The sequence below is a fragment of the Sphingomicrobium aestuariivivum genome (assembly GCF_024721585.1).
GTDB lineage: Bacteria > Pseudomonadota > Alphaproteobacteria > Sphingomonadales > Sphingomonadaceae > Sphingomicrobium > Sphingomicrobium aestuariivivum.
Map to the genome: position 1 here is coordinate 738,516 of NZ_CP102629.1, position 13,450 is coordinate 751,965.

The 13,450-nt window shown below is 65.2% G+C and carries 16 protein-coding genes; 10 read left to right on the forward strand and 6 right to left on the reverse strand.

Going from position 1 to position 13,450, the window contains the following annotated elements; genetic code table 11:
• Window positions 1-39: 39 nt before the first annotated feature.
• The 3 genes from NUW81_RS03800 to NUW81_RS03810 are packed head-to-tail and all read left to right on the forward strand — an operon-like array spanning window position 40 to window position 2,272.
• Window positions 40-1,428, forward strand: a complete 1,389-nt coding sequence (locus tag NUW81_RS03800) for a Mur ligase family protein (RefSeq protein ID WP_245110484.1) — start codon at window positions 40-42, stop codon at window positions 1,426-1,428.
• Window positions 1,428-1,799, forward strand: a complete 372-nt coding sequence (locus tag NUW81_RS03805) for a hypothetical protein (protein ID WP_245110486.1) — start codon at window positions 1,428-1,430, stop codon at window positions 1,797-1,799. Before NUW81_RS03800 ends, NUW81_RS03805 begins: the two co-directional genes overlap by 1 nt.
• Window positions 1,796-2,272: a 5' nucleotidase, NT5C type gene (locus NUW81_RS03810; protein WP_245110489.1), complete on the forward strand. Its 477-nt coding sequence runs from the start codon at window positions 1,796-1,798 to the stop codon at window positions 2,270-2,272. Before NUW81_RS03805 ends, NUW81_RS03810 begins: the two co-directional genes overlap by 4 nt.
• A gap of 12 nt (window positions 2,273-2,284) precedes the next feature.
• Here NUW81_RS03810 and NUW81_RS03815 read toward each other — a convergent pair whose 3' ends face one another.
• Together NUW81_RS03815 and NUW81_RS03820 are read right to left on the reverse strand one after the other, a co-directional pair.
• Window positions 2,285-2,839: a hypothetical protein gene (locus NUW81_RS03815; RefSeq protein WP_245110491.1), complete on the reverse strand. Its 555-nt coding sequence runs from the start codon at window positions 2,837-2,839 to the stop codon at window positions 2,285-2,287.
• Window positions 2,840-3,067: 228 nt separating this feature from the next.
• The gene (locus NUW81_RS03820) at window positions 3,068-3,250 is read right to left on the reverse strand and encodes a hypothetical protein (protein WP_245110493.1); all 183 of its coding nucleotides are present in this window, start codon (window positions 3,248-3,250) and stop codon (window positions 3,068-3,070) included.
• A 143-nt stretch (window positions 3,251-3,393) separates the two neighbouring features.
• On the opposite strand from NUW81_RS03820, the gene NUW81_RS03825 reads away from it, so the two are divergent.
• From NUW81_RS03825 to NUW81_RS03835, 3 genes are all read left to right on the forward strand, one after another.
• Complete coding sequence (locus tag NUW81_RS03825; protein WP_245110495.1) at window positions 3,394-4,620, forward strand: sensor histidine kinase; 1,227 nt, start codon at window positions 3,394-3,396, stop codon at window positions 4,618-4,620.
• Window positions 4,607-5,344: a LytR/AlgR family response regulator transcription factor gene (locus NUW81_RS03830; protein WP_245110498.1), complete on the forward strand. Its 738-nt coding sequence runs from the start codon at window positions 4,607-4,609 to the stop codon at window positions 5,342-5,344. Before NUW81_RS03825 ends, NUW81_RS03830 begins: the two co-directional genes overlap by 14 nt.
• Before the next feature lie 142 nt (window positions 5,345-5,486).
• The gene (locus NUW81_RS03835) at window positions 5,487-5,963 is read left to right on the forward strand and encodes a hypothetical protein (protein ID WP_245110501.1); all 477 of its coding nucleotides are present in this window, start codon (window positions 5,487-5,489) and stop codon (window positions 5,961-5,963) included.
• Here the strand turns inward: NUW81_RS03835 and NUW81_RS03840 are convergent.
• On the reverse strand, window positions 5,960-6,775 hold the full coding sequence (locus NUW81_RS03840; RefSeq protein WP_245110503.1) for an energy transducer TonB: 816 nt from the start codon (window positions 6,773-6,775) through the stop codon (window positions 5,960-5,962). The two genes, NUW81_RS03835 and NUW81_RS03840, sit on opposite strands and share 4 nt — an antisense overlap.
• A gap of 991 nt (window positions 6,776-7,766) precedes the next feature.
• Between NUW81_RS03840 and NUW81_RS03845 the strand changes: the two genes are divergently transcribed.
• The 4 genes from NUW81_RS03845 to NUW81_RS03860 all read left to right on the forward strand — a co-directional run bounded on the left by NUW81_RS03845 (window position 7,767) and on the right by NUW81_RS03860 (window position 11,971).
• On the forward strand, window positions 7,767-10,100 hold the full coding sequence (locus NUW81_RS03845; RefSeq protein WP_245113662.1) for an ATP-dependent helicase: 2,334 nt from the start codon (window positions 7,767-7,769) through the stop codon (window positions 10,098-10,100).
• A 5-nt stretch (window positions 10,101-10,105) separates the two neighbouring features.
• Window positions 10,106-11,149 carry a HEPN domain-containing protein gene (locus NUW81_RS03850; RefSeq protein WP_245110506.1) on the forward strand — a complete coding sequence of 348 codons (1,044 nt, stop codon included), beginning with the start codon at window positions 10,106-10,108 and terminating at the stop codon, window positions 11,147-11,149.
• Window positions 11,146-11,649, forward strand: coding sequence for a DUF1697 domain-containing protein (locus NUW81_RS03855; protein ID WP_245110508.1), 504 nt, complete (start codon window positions 11,146-11,148; stop codon window positions 11,647-11,649). Before NUW81_RS03850 ends, NUW81_RS03855 begins: the two co-directional genes overlap by 4 nt.
• Window positions 11,650-11,794: 145 nt before the next feature.
• The gene (locus NUW81_RS03860) at window positions 11,795-11,971 is read left to right on the forward strand and encodes a hypothetical protein (RefSeq protein WP_245110511.1); all 177 of its coding nucleotides are present in this window, start codon (window positions 11,795-11,797) and stop codon (window positions 11,969-11,971) included.
• On the opposite strand, the gene NUW81_RS03865 is transcribed toward NUW81_RS03860, so the two are convergent.
• The 3 genes from NUW81_RS03865 to NUW81_RS03875 form a co-directional block, all read right to left on the reverse strand.
• Window positions 11,968-12,228, reverse strand: coding sequence for a hypothetical protein (locus NUW81_RS03865; RefSeq protein WP_245110513.1), 261 nt, complete (start codon window positions 12,226-12,228; stop codon window positions 11,968-11,970). The genes NUW81_RS03860 and NUW81_RS03865 overlap by 4 nt on opposite strands.
• 116 nt (window positions 12,229-12,344) lie before the next feature.
• Complete coding sequence (locus NUW81_RS03870; RefSeq protein WP_245110516.1) at window positions 12,345-12,551, reverse strand: cold-shock protein; 207 nt, start codon at window positions 12,549-12,551, stop codon at window positions 12,345-12,347.
• Between the two features lie 208 nt (window positions 12,552-12,759).
• Complete coding sequence (locus NUW81_RS03875) at window positions 12,760-13,329, reverse strand: hypothetical protein (protein WP_245110518.1); 570 nt, start codon at window positions 13,327-13,329, stop codon at window positions 12,760-12,762.
• Window positions 13,330-13,450: the final 121 nt, after the last annotated feature.

Below are 13,450 nucleotides of genomic sequence, written 5' to 3' on the forward strand. Positions count from 1 at the left end.
CCATTGCTCACCCCTCCGGCATCGCATAGGGGTGGCGCCATGGACAATGGCTATTTCTTCTGCGGCATCGGCGGCTCGGGCATGCTGCCGCTCGCCGCGATCATCAAGGCGCGCGGCGCCAATGTTTCGGGTTCGGACCGCAGCCTCGATGCCGGCCGCATGGCCGCCAAGTTCGATTACCTCCGCAGCCTCGGGATCGACCTGCACGACCAGGACGGCACCGGCCTCCAGCCGGGCCAGACGCTGGTCGCCTCCGCCGCCGTCGAGGACAGCGTGCCCGACGTGGTGCGCGCGCGCGAACTCGGCTTAGCCCGCAAGGCCCGCCCCGAACTGCTCGCCGAACTCCTCAATGCCGCCGCGACCTCGATCGCCATCGGCGGCACCTCGGGCAAGTCGACCGTCACCGGCATGACCGGCTGGATCCTCCACGAGGCGGCGCGCAAGCCGACCGTGATGAACGGCGCGGTGATGAAGAATTTCGCGGGCCCCCACGCCCCCTTCGCTTCCGCGCTGGTGGGCGATCCCGACCTGTTCGTCGCCGAGGTGGATGAAAGCGACGGCTCGATCGCCCTCTATCGCCCGACAGTCGCGCTGGTGAACAACATCAGCCTCGATCACAAGTCGATGGACGAACTACGCAGCCTGTTTGCGAACTTCATGAAGGCCGGCACCCACGCCATCTTCAACGCCGATGACGAGGAAGCGCGCGCCATCGCCCCCGAGGGCGCGAAGGGCTTCGGTTTCGACCCCGCAAACGACCCCGCCTATCGCGGCCACGACCTCGAGCTCCATGACGAGGAAGTGCGTTTTACCTTGAGCCATGACGGCGAGGTCTATCCCGTCCACCTCCCCATGCCCGGCCGCCACAATGCGATGAATGCGCTCGCCGCACTCGCCGCCACCCATGCGGTCGGGGTCGAGCTTGCCGACGGCGCCGCCGCGCTGGCCCGCTTCGCCGGATTGAAGCGCCGCCTCGAGCGCGTGGGCGAGCATCACGGCATCACCGTCTATGACGATTTCGGGCACAATCCCGACAAGATCGCCGCCACGCTCGAGACGATGCGCGCGCGCGGTCGCCGCCTGCTCTCCATCTTCCAGCCGCACGGTTACGGCCCGCTCGCCAAGATGGGCGAGGAGCTTGCCGCTACCTTTGCCGACCATATGGGCGAAGACGACCGCCTGTTCCTGCCCGACCCCGTCTACCAGGGCGGCACGGTCGACAAGGCGCGCGGCTCCGACTGGCTCGCCCATGCGGTGCGCGAGGCCGGCGCCCATGCCATCCACATCGCCGAACGCGACGACATCGCGAAGGAAATCGCCGCCGATGCCCGTCCCGGCGACATCGTCCTCGTCATGGGCGCGCGCGACGACAGCCTGATCGCCTACGCCCGCGACCTCCTCGAGGCGATCGGCGGGCAGCAGCACTGATGGCGCGTCCCGTCGGCTGGATCCTCGATGCGGCCGACCGCGAGGCGCTGCTCGCCCATTTCCCGCCGCGCTATGCAGGCGTGGTCGCGCATCACGTCACCCTGTGGGGCCACCAGGCCAAGGCACCGGTTCCCCCGCATGCCAGCTTCGCCGTCATCGGCCACAGCGATGCGGGCGAGGGCGTGGAGGCGCTGGTGGTCCTTGTAAGCGGACAGCTCCACCGTCCCGACGGCAACCACTTCCATGTGACGTGGAGCATCGACCCCGATAGCGGCAAGGTGCCCAGGGACTCCAACGCGCTCATCGCCGACCATGGCTGGACCGAGGTCGATCCCGTGCCCTTCCACGCCGAACCAGGCTACGTCCGTTGACCGCCCCCGCCCTCTTCCTCGATTGCGACGGCGTGCTCGCCGATTTCGACGGCGGGGTGCGCGCCTTGACCGGCCTCGACCCGCAGTCCTTCCAGAAGAAGGTCGGCGTCGGCGGCTTCTGGAAGACGCTCGCGCGCGCCGACGGCTTCTACGCCAATCTCGAGCCGCTCCCCGGCGCGCTCGAGATGGTCGAGCGCCTCGCCCACCTCTCGCCCACCATCCTCACCGGCCTGCCGCTCGGCAAATGGGCCGAGCCCCAGAAACGCGCCTGGGCGGAACGCTGGCTGCCCGGCATTCCCGTCATCACCTGCATGGCGCGCGACAAGCATCGCTATGCCGCGCCGGGCGACGTCCTCGTCGATGACCGCGAAAAGCAGCGGGCGCCCTGGGAGGAGGAAGCGAAAGGCCGCTTCATCCTCCACAGGACGCCCGCAATGTCGCTCGGCGAACTGGCCGAAATCTACAAGCTCTAGGGCCTATCCGGCTCAGGCGGCGGCTTCGGCATCCACCTTCTCGACCCATTCGGGCCAGAATACCGGCTCGCGGCTCGACCAGCCGGCCGCGGTCGCCGCGCCCTCGCTGATCGACTGCAAGAGGATGCGGCGGCGATCGGGGTGGAGGTGCGGCAGCGCGGCGGCGGCACAGAAGGCCGCGGGCAGCCACGGGCGCACCTGCGCGCCGAGCAGGCGTTCGTAGAGGAAGCGATAGGCCGAGAAGCTGTCGATCCGCCCCTGCGCGAGATCGAAGGCCGACAGCGTGGTCAGCAGCCCGAGGAACGGCTCGAGCATGTCGAGCCCGCTGTCATCGGGAATATCGGCGCGAAGATGGGGAAGCTGGGCATAGAAACGCTTCTGGGCATTGATCGCGGCCGCCTCTCCCTCGTCGCGTGCCCAGGTGGCGATGGGATCCTTGCGACTGAAAGCGGTGTCGAGCGAGCGGCGGATATAACGCTGCGTCGATTTGTCGAAGGAGGCGAACTCCTTCATCTCGCTGATCAGCTTTTCCCCCGTCACCGGGCCCACGCCCTTCTTCGCAACCATCGTACAGCTCCTTTTGCCTCTAGCTGCGATAGTAGAAAGGCTAGCCTTAAAAGTGACTTAACCACATCTACGCAGCAGCTTCCCCGAGAGGAAAAGAGGCAAAAAACTAGGCTTCCGGCAAGGGCTGGGCGCCACTTTTCCGGCTTTTCACGATGATGCGACAAAATGGCAACGCAGGCGTGATCTGGTTGCGGCAGCGTCCCGACGCTGCGGAAAGCGCGGTTGGCGCTATTTCTTGGGGGCGTCCGAGCTCGGATGCGGTTCGGTGTCGTCGCTGCGGGTCACCGAGATGGGGTCGGAGGCATCCATCGATTCGTCCGAGCCGACATCGACCTTGGCATCCTCGTCATGCGGATGCTTGCGCAGCTTTTCCTCGAGCTCCTTGCTCGGTTCGTCCTTATACTCGCCCATGGCCTGAAACTCCGTGTTGATGGCTTTTCCGGTCAACGAGCCGCCCCCTCGGCCCGTTCCTTCTGCCAGCGCCCCTGCCCCTTCGACCAAGGGCGGGCACGGGGCTTGGCGGGCGTGCCATCGCGGCGCTAGAAGCGGGGACGATGCGTCACGTCTCTTTTCCTCCCAAACAGCGCTCGCTTTTCGCCGACTGGCGGGTGGCGCTCCTCTCGATCATCCTCTTCTGGACGACCTATCTGGCGACCGTCGTCGGCCGCGCGCTGCTCGTCGATGACCTCATGTCGGTGCTTGCCCTGCGCATGCCCGCCATCGCCATCGGCATCGTCCTCACCTTGTGCATCTATGTCTCGCTGCGGGCGATGAAGCCCGGCGCCTCGCTGCGTTGGCGCGCCGCCGTCGCGCTCGGTGCCTCCAGCCTTGCCGCCATCGCGCAGGCGATGTTCATCATCTCGACCGCCCCCGACCGCGGCGAGGCGGGCGAGGAATATCGCATCGAGGCGCGCGAGGGCGCGGTCATCATCCAGAAGGGCAACGAGATCCGCATCCAGCGCCATTCGGGCGAAGCGCCGATGATCTTCACCCTGCCCAAGCTCGACGAGCTCGACCGGCTCGGCAAGGTCCGCATCGCCGCCGACGCTGCCGTCGTCTGGCTCTTCTTCTTCCTCGCCTGGTCGGGCGTCTATCTCGCGCTCGACAGCGCCAAGCGGGCCGAACGCGCCCAGCGCCGCCTCGCCGAGGCCGAGGCTGCCACGCAGGCCGCCCATGTCCGCGCGCTGCGCTACCAGATCAACCCGCACTTCCTCTTCAACACGCTCAACAGCCTGTCCTCGCTGGTCATGACCGAGCGCAACGAACAGGCCGAGGAAATGCTGATCGCGCTGTCGACCTTCTTCCGCACCTCGCTCTCGCTCGACCCGTCCGAGACCATCGCGCTCGAGAACGAGATCGACCTCCAGCGCCTCTATCTCGAGATCGAGCAGCGCCGCTTCCCCAAGCGGCTCGACGTCTCGATCGACGTGCCCGAGGCGCTGGCCGACATGCGCGTGCCTGCGCTCATCCTCCAGCCGCTGGTCGAGAATGCCATCAAATATGGCGTCAGCCGCACCCGCGAGCCCGTCCATATCGAAATCGCCGCCACCCCGCTCGAGGATGGCCGCGCGCGTCTTTGCGTGTTCAACACCACCCCCGTCGGCCCGCGCGCCGACGGCGAACTGCCGAGCGGCACCGGGACCGGCCTCGTCAACGTGCGCGAGCGGCTGCTCGCCCATTTCGGCCCGACCGCCACCTGCCATGCCGGCCCGACCGACGACGGTTTCCGCGTCGTCCTCGACATCCCCGTGACCAAGGAGCCTTCCGATGACCGCGCTTAAGGTCCTCATTGCCGACGACGAACCGCTCGCCGCCGAACGCCTCACCGCGCTCATGAAGCCCCTCGAGGGCCTCGACCTCGTCGGCGTGGCCGAGGATGGCGTCGAGGCGCTGGAGCGCGCCAGGACGCACCAGCCCGACCTCATCCTCCTCGACATCTCCATGCCCGGCATGAACGGCATCGAGGTGGCCCGCGAACTGGCGAGCCAGCCCTCGCGCCCCGCCATCATCTTCGTCACCGCCTACGACCAGTTCGCGGTCGAAGCGTTCGAGGTCGCCGCGGTCGACTATCTGATGAAGCCCGTCGAGCGCGCGCGCTTTGCCGACGCCATCGCCCGCGTGCGCGAGGCGCTCGAGCATCGCGACCCCGCGGGCGAACCCCGCGAAGAGTCCGACTATCTGACCGAATTCTGGGCCTCCGACCTGTCGGGCCTCGTGCGCATCGCCGCCGCCGACATCGACCGCGTGTCGGCCGAGCGCGACTATATGCGCCTCCATGTCGGCACCCGCAGCTGGCTCATCCACCATTCGATGACCGCGCTCGAAAAGGGCCTCGACCCGTCGATCTTCGTCCGCCTCCACCGCTCGGCCATCGTGCGGCGCGATTTCATCACCGGTTTCGCCCGCAACGCCTCGGGTCGCTGGATCGCCCAGCTCGCCGACGGTAGCGAACAGGCGGTCGGCCGCCTCTATGCCGAGCGCGTGCGCGAAATGACCGGACGCTAGGGAAAGCTGGCTTCCTGCGGGAACGCTCCCATTATCGTCACATTTGTTGCAACCATCGGTTAACCGGCTCGTTGGAACCGACTAACGGGGGCGCAGCATCTCTTGCGCTCCTTCCCGCGACCCCCAGCCGGAGGGACGGTCGATGCTCGGACGACCAGATGATGCCAAGTTGCTGAGGATGCTGCACGGTGCCGCCGAGGACACCGGCGATCGCATCCGCATGGTCTGTGACCGCATCACCAACCAGCAGATCGTCAAGATCCTCCAGGACTGCTGTTCCAACCGTGACGAGATGATCCCGCTGGTCAAGGCGGCGCTCGACGAGCTCCACGCCCCGCTCGAGGACAGCGAGCGCCGCATCTGCTGCCCCGCCAGCTGGTTCGACCTGTCGGACAGCGCGACCGAGACGGGCAATTACGGCCCCCTCCTCCTCAAGCTCGCCGACTGCGACGAGATCGTGAAGGGGCGCCTCGAGGAGGCCAGCGAGACCGCCGACCTGTCGGCCAGCACCCGCCTCGCCATCGACGAGGCCATCATCCTGCTCGACGAGACGGTCAAGAAATTCCGCCGCATCGTCGAACAGTCCGACGGCAAGGCCAAGGACGAGGCCGCGGCCTAGTCGATCAGGCCTGCCGCCCGACCGACGGGCACGACCGCGAACAGCTCCAGCGCATTGTCGCCCGCGGCCCCGTCGGGAACGCGAAGCCGCCTGCCGGTCACGCAGACCTGCTCGCCCTCCGGCGTCTCGAAGCACTCGTGCATCTCTGTCAGGACCTTCGACAGATGGAGCACATCGCTCGCCGCCCTGCCGACGCGGTCGTGCCAGCGCAGGACCTGTTCGCGGTCGCCCCATAGCGAGCCGACGAGCCAGTCACCCTGCGAATAAAGCGGATGGTCGACGATCTGCATGCCGATCATCAGCGCATGCTGCTCCTGTTCGCGGTCACATGGCTGCGGTGCTGCGTCACCGGGTGCCAGTTGTCCGCACCGGCGCAACGCCCCCTTGGCGGTAAAGCCGAACAGTAGCGGCGTCGGGATCGTCCGCGCCGCTTCGACTGGAAAGGCGTCCACGGGAGGCCGGCTGATCCGCCACTCCACCGTCGGCGTCACATAGATGCCCGAGGTCGGCTGCCCCGCCTCGTCGAGCGCCGGCTCGAAGCGGGCCCGCGCGCGCAACACGGTGCAGGTCGCCCGGTCGAGATGCTCCGAGCCCGAACTCTCGGCGATCTTGCACTGGGTCACCCGGCCGTCGGGACCGACGTGCAGCCGCGCGCGCACCCCGCCCTGTTCCTGGTGCCGGAGCGCCATGCTCGGATAGTCTTCGGACGTGAACAGCCCGCGGATATCGCCCCGCGGTGCGACCTCGACCGGCTGGCCCGCGGTGGCGGACGCATAGAGGAGGCCGCCCAGCAGCCCCGATGCGATCATCATGAAATCCCCCTTCCCCCGAGCAGGGCGGAGACAAGCAAATGGAGGAAGAGACGGCAAGCCCCGGCCTGGCCCGAACCCGCCTCATCGTCGCGTTAGCGGACAGCGCATCGATCATCGACGGCGGCGCCCCCGACCCGCCCGACACCCGCGCAAAGAAAAAGGGACCAGCGCCGAAACGCTGGTCCCCTTCTTGGCTCCGGGTCGGTTTGCCGGTCTTGGCCCGGGTTCGCTTCACGTCCGCCCGAAGGCTTCTGTTCGGCGCCCATCGCCATCCTTGCGCACCCACTCAGGCGTCGCTCGTTTCCACCCGGCCTGCTCCCATGAGGAGCTTCGCCTCGGGTCCGGCGCCTTGCCTGTTGAGAGCTCTCACTCACGACAGGCTCCGTGCCTTTCCCTCACCGACCGACCCGTCAAGCGGATCGCGTCCCGGTGGTTCGTCGCGGCCCTTCCTGGACCGGGACCTTCGCGCCCTTCGCTCCCCCGATCCGAAGATCGGTGCAGCGCGGCTGCGTTAGGCACCCCGGTGCTTCCGGTGCCGTCCGACCGGCTGGTCTGGTCCCCAAGGGTCCGGATCTCGACACGCTGTCCGGATCCGAAGATCCTTTGGCGCTCCTTCCGGTCTTGCGACCCTCGCCTGCCGGCGGAGATCGGAACTTCCGTTTCCTTGCCCCGAAGGGCCCGGGCGGTTCGTCCCGATCACAATTTCAATATGTCGCGAATCGGCTTGGTTTCCAAGCGCTTAAAAGATGTTTTCGCCTGTGGATAACGGGGATATCGCGCATAACTCGCGAATTTCGCGGGCACGACCCCAGTCCAGCCGCGCCTCTAGCCAGCACAAAGCCGATTCGCAAGCCCGATTCCGCCCGCCCGACTCGAAAACGACTCACCAACTGCATCTTCGAGTCGCCTCCCCGACTCCCCGACCACCGACCGGGTTGCCCAAATGTTCTCCCCGCCCTACCTGTCAGGCGTGACCGAATCTTCGCCCCCCATGCCCGCCGACACGCCAGCCTATCTCGCGCACCTCAACCCCGCGCAGTACGAGGCCGCGACCACCCTCGACGGCCCCGTCCTCATCCTCGCGGGCGCGGGCACGGGCAAGACCGCCACGCTGACCGCGCGCCTCGCCCACCTCATCGCCACCCGCCGCGCCTGGCCGAGCCAGATCCTCGCCGTCACCTTCACCAACAAGGCCGCGCGCGAGATGAAGGAGCGCGTGGCCAAGATCACCGGCGGCGCGGTCGACAACATGCCCTGGCTCGGCACTTTTCACTCGGTCTGCGCGCGCATGCTCCGCCGCCACGCCGAGCTCGTCGGCCTCCAGCCCAACTTCACCATCATCGACACCGACGACCAGCTCCGCCTGTTGAAGCAACTCGTCGAGGCCGCGCAGATCGACCCCAAGCGCTGGCCGCCCCGCGCCCTCGCCGGCCTCATCGACCAATGGAAGAACAAGGGCCTCACCCCCGCCCACATCGACGCCGCCGATGCGCAAGCCTATGCCGACGGCAAGGGCGCCGACCTCTACGCGCAATATCAGGAGCGGCTCAAAGCGGTGAACGCCTGCGACTTCGGCGACCTCCTCCTTCACATGCTCACCATCTTCAAGGCGCACCCCGACGTCCTCGACCAGTGGCGCGAGCGCTTCCGCTACCTGATGGTCGACGAATATCAGGACACCAACGCCAGCCAGTATGAATGGCTGAAGATGCTCGCCTCCCCCGACAACAACATCGCCTGCGTCGGCGACGACGACCAGAGCATCTACAGCTGGCGCGGCGCCGATGTGTCCAACATCCTCCGCTTCGAGCGCGATTTCCCCGGCGCCAAGATCGTCCGCCTCGAACAGAATTACCGCTCCACCGGCCACATCCTCGCCGCCGCCAGCGGAGTGATCGCCCACAACAGCGGCCGCCTCGGCAAGGAGCTGTGGACCGACGCCGGCATGGGCCAGAAAGTGAAAGTGCTCGGCGTCTGGGACGGCCCCGAGGAAGCCCGCCGCATCGCCGAAGAGATTGAAAACCACGTCTCCAAGGGCGGCAGCCTCGATGATTGCGCCATCCTCGTGCGTGCCTCGCACCAGACCCGCGAGTTCGAAGAGCGTTTCATCGCCATCGGCATGGATTACCAGATCATCGGCGGCTTCCGCTTCTACGAGCGCGCCGAGATCCGCGACGCCATCGCCTACCTCCGCCTCTTGGCCTCCCCGCAGGACGACCTCGCCTTCGACCGCATCATCAACACCCCCAAGCGCGGCCTCGGCGACAAGGCGGTCGCCACCATCCACCAATATGCGAGATCGCAGGGCCTCCCGCTCCTTATGGCCGCCGCGCAGATCCTCGACACCGACGAACTCACCCCCCGCGCCCGCAATTCGCTCGGCCGCTTCGTCGGCGACTTCGCCCGCTGGCGGACACTGATGTCCGGATCGATCGCCACCCCCGTCATCGGCGACGACAACCGCCAGCTCATGGAAAGCGGCACCAAAGCCCTCACTCCGTCCGAGCTGATGCAGCAGGTGATCGAGGAGTCAGGCTATGTCGCCATGCTCCAGGCCGACAAGTCCGCCGAGGCCCAGGGCCGCCTCGACAACCTCGCCGAACTCGCCCGCGCGATGGAGGAATATGAGACCCTCTCGGACTTCCTCGAACATGTCAGCCTCGTCATGGACAATGACGCCAACAAGGCGGGAGAGCGCGTCACCCTCATGACCATCCACGCCGCCAAGGGCTTGGAATTCCCCTTGGTCTTCCTCGCCGGCTGGGAAGAAGGCCTCTTCCCTTCACAGCGCGCGCTGGACGAAGGCGGCAATGCCAGCCTCGAGGAAGAGCGCCGCCTCGCCTATGTCGCCATCACCCGCGCGCGCCGACAGGCGATGATCGTCCACGCCGCCAACCGCCGCATCTACGGCCAGTGGACGAGCAGCATCCCCAGCCGCTTCGTCGACGAACTCCCCGCCGAACATGTGGAAAGCGACCAGACCATGTCGGGCGGCGCCTCGCTCTGGCAGGCCCAGTTCCAGCCCCACGAAGACCCCTTCGCCCACCTCGCCGCCGCGGGCTCCAACCGCGCCAGCACCCGAGGCCCCGGCTGGAAACGCGCCAGCTCCCGCTTCGAAAAAGGCGAACAACGCATCATCGAAAGCCGCGGCAGCGCGGTGAGCCTAGGCAACAAGGGCCGCGACGACCTGACCGTCGGCATGCGCGTCTTTCACGGCAAGTTCGGCTACGGAAAGATCGAAGCGATCGAAGGCAACAAGCTCGAGATCGAGTTCGAGAAAGCAGGACGGAAACGGGTATTGGATAGCTTTGTGAGTTTGGACTGAAATATATGAGTGACAATGAACTAAGGTCATGCACCTGTAAGAGCTACATTCTCCCCAGATATCATATCGACAGCGAAGAATTCTTAGCGCTTCGCGAATGGGCTTTATCCCGAATTGATGGAATGGTTCTGTCGTGCTGGAATTTCGACCCCGAATTTCTCTGCGAAACTATCACATTGAACGTGAAAGACATTGACCCTGAAGAATTAGACTTTCTCAAGATTAGAACGTTTGCCGCAGGCTTAGACAATTGTATTGTCATAGAAGCCACCGCTAGCGAACCTACGTTTTCCGCGAGCGACCTTCCTAAAATCCAATATCCTGATGGAAGCGAGATAGAAGATGAAAAACTGCTCTCAATGCTTGAGGATTCCTTGTGCGATCAAGTCACGAAATTGATCGATGGCTGTTTCGGCATTTGGAACATTGCCTTTGGCGGTGCTCTAAATACCATCAAAACCTTTGCTGAGTGTGGAGAACAGCATTCAGAGTCAAATGGATGTGACTCATGCATACCGTGGGCTGTGAACGATGACAATCTTATCGACATCAGTAGGATACCTAAAACGCATCCAGAAAAGGTTTTGGAGTGGTCATTAAAATGTAAGGGCTATTGGTACGGAAAGGGAGAGACGAACGTCGAGAAGTCGGTTTGCCTTCTTTCGAGAATCTTTAAGGTATCAAACAAACACGACTCTTACCCAACGCTTCTGTGGACGATAGCGTCCTTGGAGGCTTTATATTGTGACAGTTCTAGTGCCATTGCTTATCAAATACGTCGCCGGGCACCTCTTTTATCAGCGGAGATAAGGGGGCATGATATGAATAAACTAATCAATAAAGGGTACGGATTTCGGTCACGTATTTTCCATGGGGATATACGAATGGAGAGCATTTTCGCCGAAAGAGACGATTGCCCTGATGACCACCACACCCTCAAATCGTCAGATCATACCGACGCATTTTTAGCCGTGGCAGTTTCATCAATCGCATGCTGCATTTCTAATGATTGGCACGAGGTAACCTTCGAGGAACGATTGGTAATTTGATCTCGAAAACAACCCTCCTCCGCGCCATCAACGCCGGCACGCCGCTCAAGATGCACACCCTGCGCGCGCTCGCGGCGGCGGCGGGCTATGCGGACCCGCGCACCTATATCGCCAGCGGCAACCTCCTCCTCGACACCGACGACAGCGAGGGAGAGATCCGCGCCCGCCTCGGCCCCGCGCTTAAGGCCCATGTCGGCGCCCCCGTCCCGCTCTTCGTCCGCACCGCCGACGAACTCGACGCCCTCCTCGCCGCCAACCCGTTTCCGCAAGCCCCCGGCAACAAGGTCATAGCGCTCTTTCTCGACGACGCACCGACACAGGCCGACATCACCGCCGCCACCAACATTACCGACGAGCAGGTCGCGCTCGGCACCCGCCACCTCTACCTCCACTATCCCTCGGGCCAGGGCCGCAGTCGCATGAAGCTCCCCGCCATGGACCGCGGCACCGCGCGCAACATGAATACGGTGAAGAAACTCAGCCAGCTCGCCCGCGCCTGACCGGGCACACCAGACACCGCGCGCCAGACGCCGCGCGACATGCGGCGCGATCCGTGCTATACCACTGGCATCACAAGAATTTTCTCGAAGCATCCTGTGACTGTCGGAACGAGTAACTCGCCGACGCTTGTCGCAGGAACGCCTTATGCCCATCACCGATCTTAACGAATTGCTCCACCGCGAACAGGTGGCGCACGACCGCGCCCACCGTGCCGCGACCGAGGAAATGCGCCGTGTCTACACGCGCATGGCCGAGGATTATCGCGCCCGCATCAACGCCCGCCCCTTCGAGGGCAGCGACCGCGTCGGCGCCATCCGCTAGGACCGGGGCGGGCGTCCGCCGCGCGGCGGACGCTCGATGCCGGCCGCTTCGTCGGCGGCCGCCTGCGCCTCGCGCTCGGCCTTTCGGGCGGCCTCCTCGCTCTTCAGGATATCGGTACGCAGCGACCGCTGCGCCAGCGCTTCCCACGCCGCCGCCGATCGCAGATGGTTGGCGCGCACATTGTCGAGCGTGGCCTCGCGGGCCAGCGCCCGCGCTTCACGCACGCGCTCTACGAGATAATCGCTCTGGTCGGACATGCTGCTTCCTTCCTCCCCCCGGGGTGAAAGAGAAAAAAGGGCCCGCCGCATTGCGACGAGCCCCTTCCCCCCCTGCCCGCGGCCCCCGCGGCGGGCAAAACGATAGCGGCCTTTCGCTAGAGCAGCGTGATCTTGCACGCGGCCATCTTGCCGCGCCGATCCTGTTCGAGCTCGTAGCCGACCCGCTGTTCCTTCTCGAGGGTCTGCAGCCCGGCCGCTTCCAATGCGCTGACATGCACGAAGGCATCATCGCCCTCGCCGTCGGGCGCGATGAAGCCGAAGCCCTTGTCGCTATTGAAGAATTTTACGGTGCCTTCGATCATGGGAATAGTCCTTCGGTGCCGCTGCGAAGGGCGCAGCAGCTTCATGCTAGAAATCGGCGATGACGAAAGACTCGGGCGCGTTGTCCGCCCGGATGTTCCAGAAGTCGGCAACTGGTAGCCCGTCCGGCTCTACGCCCTTTGTTTCGAGAAGGCAATGACACCGCTGTCCTCGCGGCCCCGCCACTGTCGCGCGACGCGAATGCTCGCCTTAGCCCAAACTGCGCCCCAGCCAGTTGATCGGCCCGACATAGAGCACCACCAGCGCCACCCAGTGCCACCAGCGCCGCCGCACGAAAATGAGCGAGCCCATCAGGAAGGTCACGATCACGAGGTCGGGGCCATATTGCAGCAGGATCCGGTCGCGCCCCACCCCCGCCATCGCCGACTGCACCACCCCCGTCAGGCTCGAGAAAAGCGAGGCCACCGTATAGAGCAGCCAGATCATCCGGCTGTTGGCGTCATAATAAGCGAACATGTCGTAGCGCCCGGTCGCCTGCACCTCCTCGCGGTCGGGCAGGCTGTGCGCGGCCAGCAGGAAGAGGAGCACGAGCAGGAGGAAACTCGGCAGGAAGCCGCCGATCGTCATGGTCTCGGCCTCATCCCCCGCAATGCCCCACCACACCATGATGATGGTCAGCGTCACCAGGAGCGCGGTGGCGAGGCACAGGGGATCCCACCGCACCGCCCGTCCCTTGCGCAGCAAGTGGTGCAGGCTGGTCAGCTGGTCGGTCACGGCTACGCCGACGACCAGCGATGCAAAGATGATCGCCCCCTCCATGCCGCCGATAATGAGCAGCAACCGCCCGGCCCCGCAAGCCCCGCGCCCGTCCCAGAAGCTCCCCGCGCGCGATCGTTTCGGAACCCGAACCGCCCGCGCTTGTTGGATTATTCATCCACGT

Excerpts from the sequence above, each read along its gene's own strand:
- NUW81_RS03800 (WP_245110484.1), top strand. The coding sequence starts at position 40 with ATGGACAATGGCTATTTCTTCTGCGGCATCGGCGGCTCGGGCATGCTG.
- NUW81_RS03805 (WP_245110486.1), top strand. The coding sequence starts at position 1,428 with ATGGCGCGTCCCGTCGGCTGGATCCTCGATGCGGCCGACCGCGAGGCG.
- NUW81_RS03815 (WP_245110491.1), bottom strand. The coding sequence starts at position 2,839 with ATGGTTGCGAAGAAGGGCGTGGGCCCGGTGACGGGGGAAAAGCTGATC.
- NUW81_RS03820 (WP_245110493.1), bottom strand. The coding sequence starts at position 3,250 with ATGGGCGAGTATAAGGACGAACCGAGCAAGGAGCTCGAGGAAAAGCTG.
- NUW81_RS03825 (WP_245110495.1), top strand. The coding sequence starts at position 3,394 with ATGCGTCACGTCTCTTTTCCTCCCAAACAGCGCTCGCTTTTCGCCGAC.
- NUW81_RS03830 (WP_245110498.1), top strand. The coding sequence starts at position 4,607 with ATGACCGCGCTTAAGGTCCTCATTGCCGACGACGAACCGCTCGCCGCC.
- NUW81_RS03835 (WP_245110501.1), top strand. The coding sequence starts at position 5,487 with ATGCTCGGACGACCAGATGATGCCAAGTTGCTGAGGATGCTGCACGGT.
- NUW81_RS03840 (WP_245110503.1), bottom strand. The coding sequence starts at position 6,775 with ATGATGATCGCATCGGGGCTGCTGGGCGGCCTCCTCTATGCGTCCGCC.
- NUW81_RS03845 (WP_245113662.1), top strand. The coding sequence starts at position 7,767 with ATGCCCGCCGACACGCCAGCCTATCTCGCGCACCTCAACCCCGCGCAG.
- NUW81_RS03850 (WP_245110506.1), top strand. The coding sequence starts at position 10,106 with ATGAGTGACAATGAACTAAGGTCATGCACCTGTAAGAGCTACATTCTC.
- NUW81_RS03860 (WP_245110511.1), top strand. The coding sequence starts at position 11,795 with ATGCCCATCACCGATCTTAACGAATTGCTCCACCGCGAACAGGTGGCG.
- NUW81_RS03865 (WP_245110513.1), bottom strand. The coding sequence starts at position 12,228 with ATGTCCGACCAGAGCGATTATCTCGTAGAGCGCGTGCGTGAAGCGCGG.
- NUW81_RS03870 (WP_245110516.1), bottom strand. The coding sequence starts at position 12,551 with ATGATCGAAGGCACCGTAAAATTCTTCAATAGCGACAAGGGCTTCGGC.
- NUW81_RS03875 (WP_245110518.1), bottom strand. The coding sequence starts at position 13,329 with ATGGAGGGGGCGATCATCTTTGCATCGCTGGTCGTCGGCGTAGCCGTG.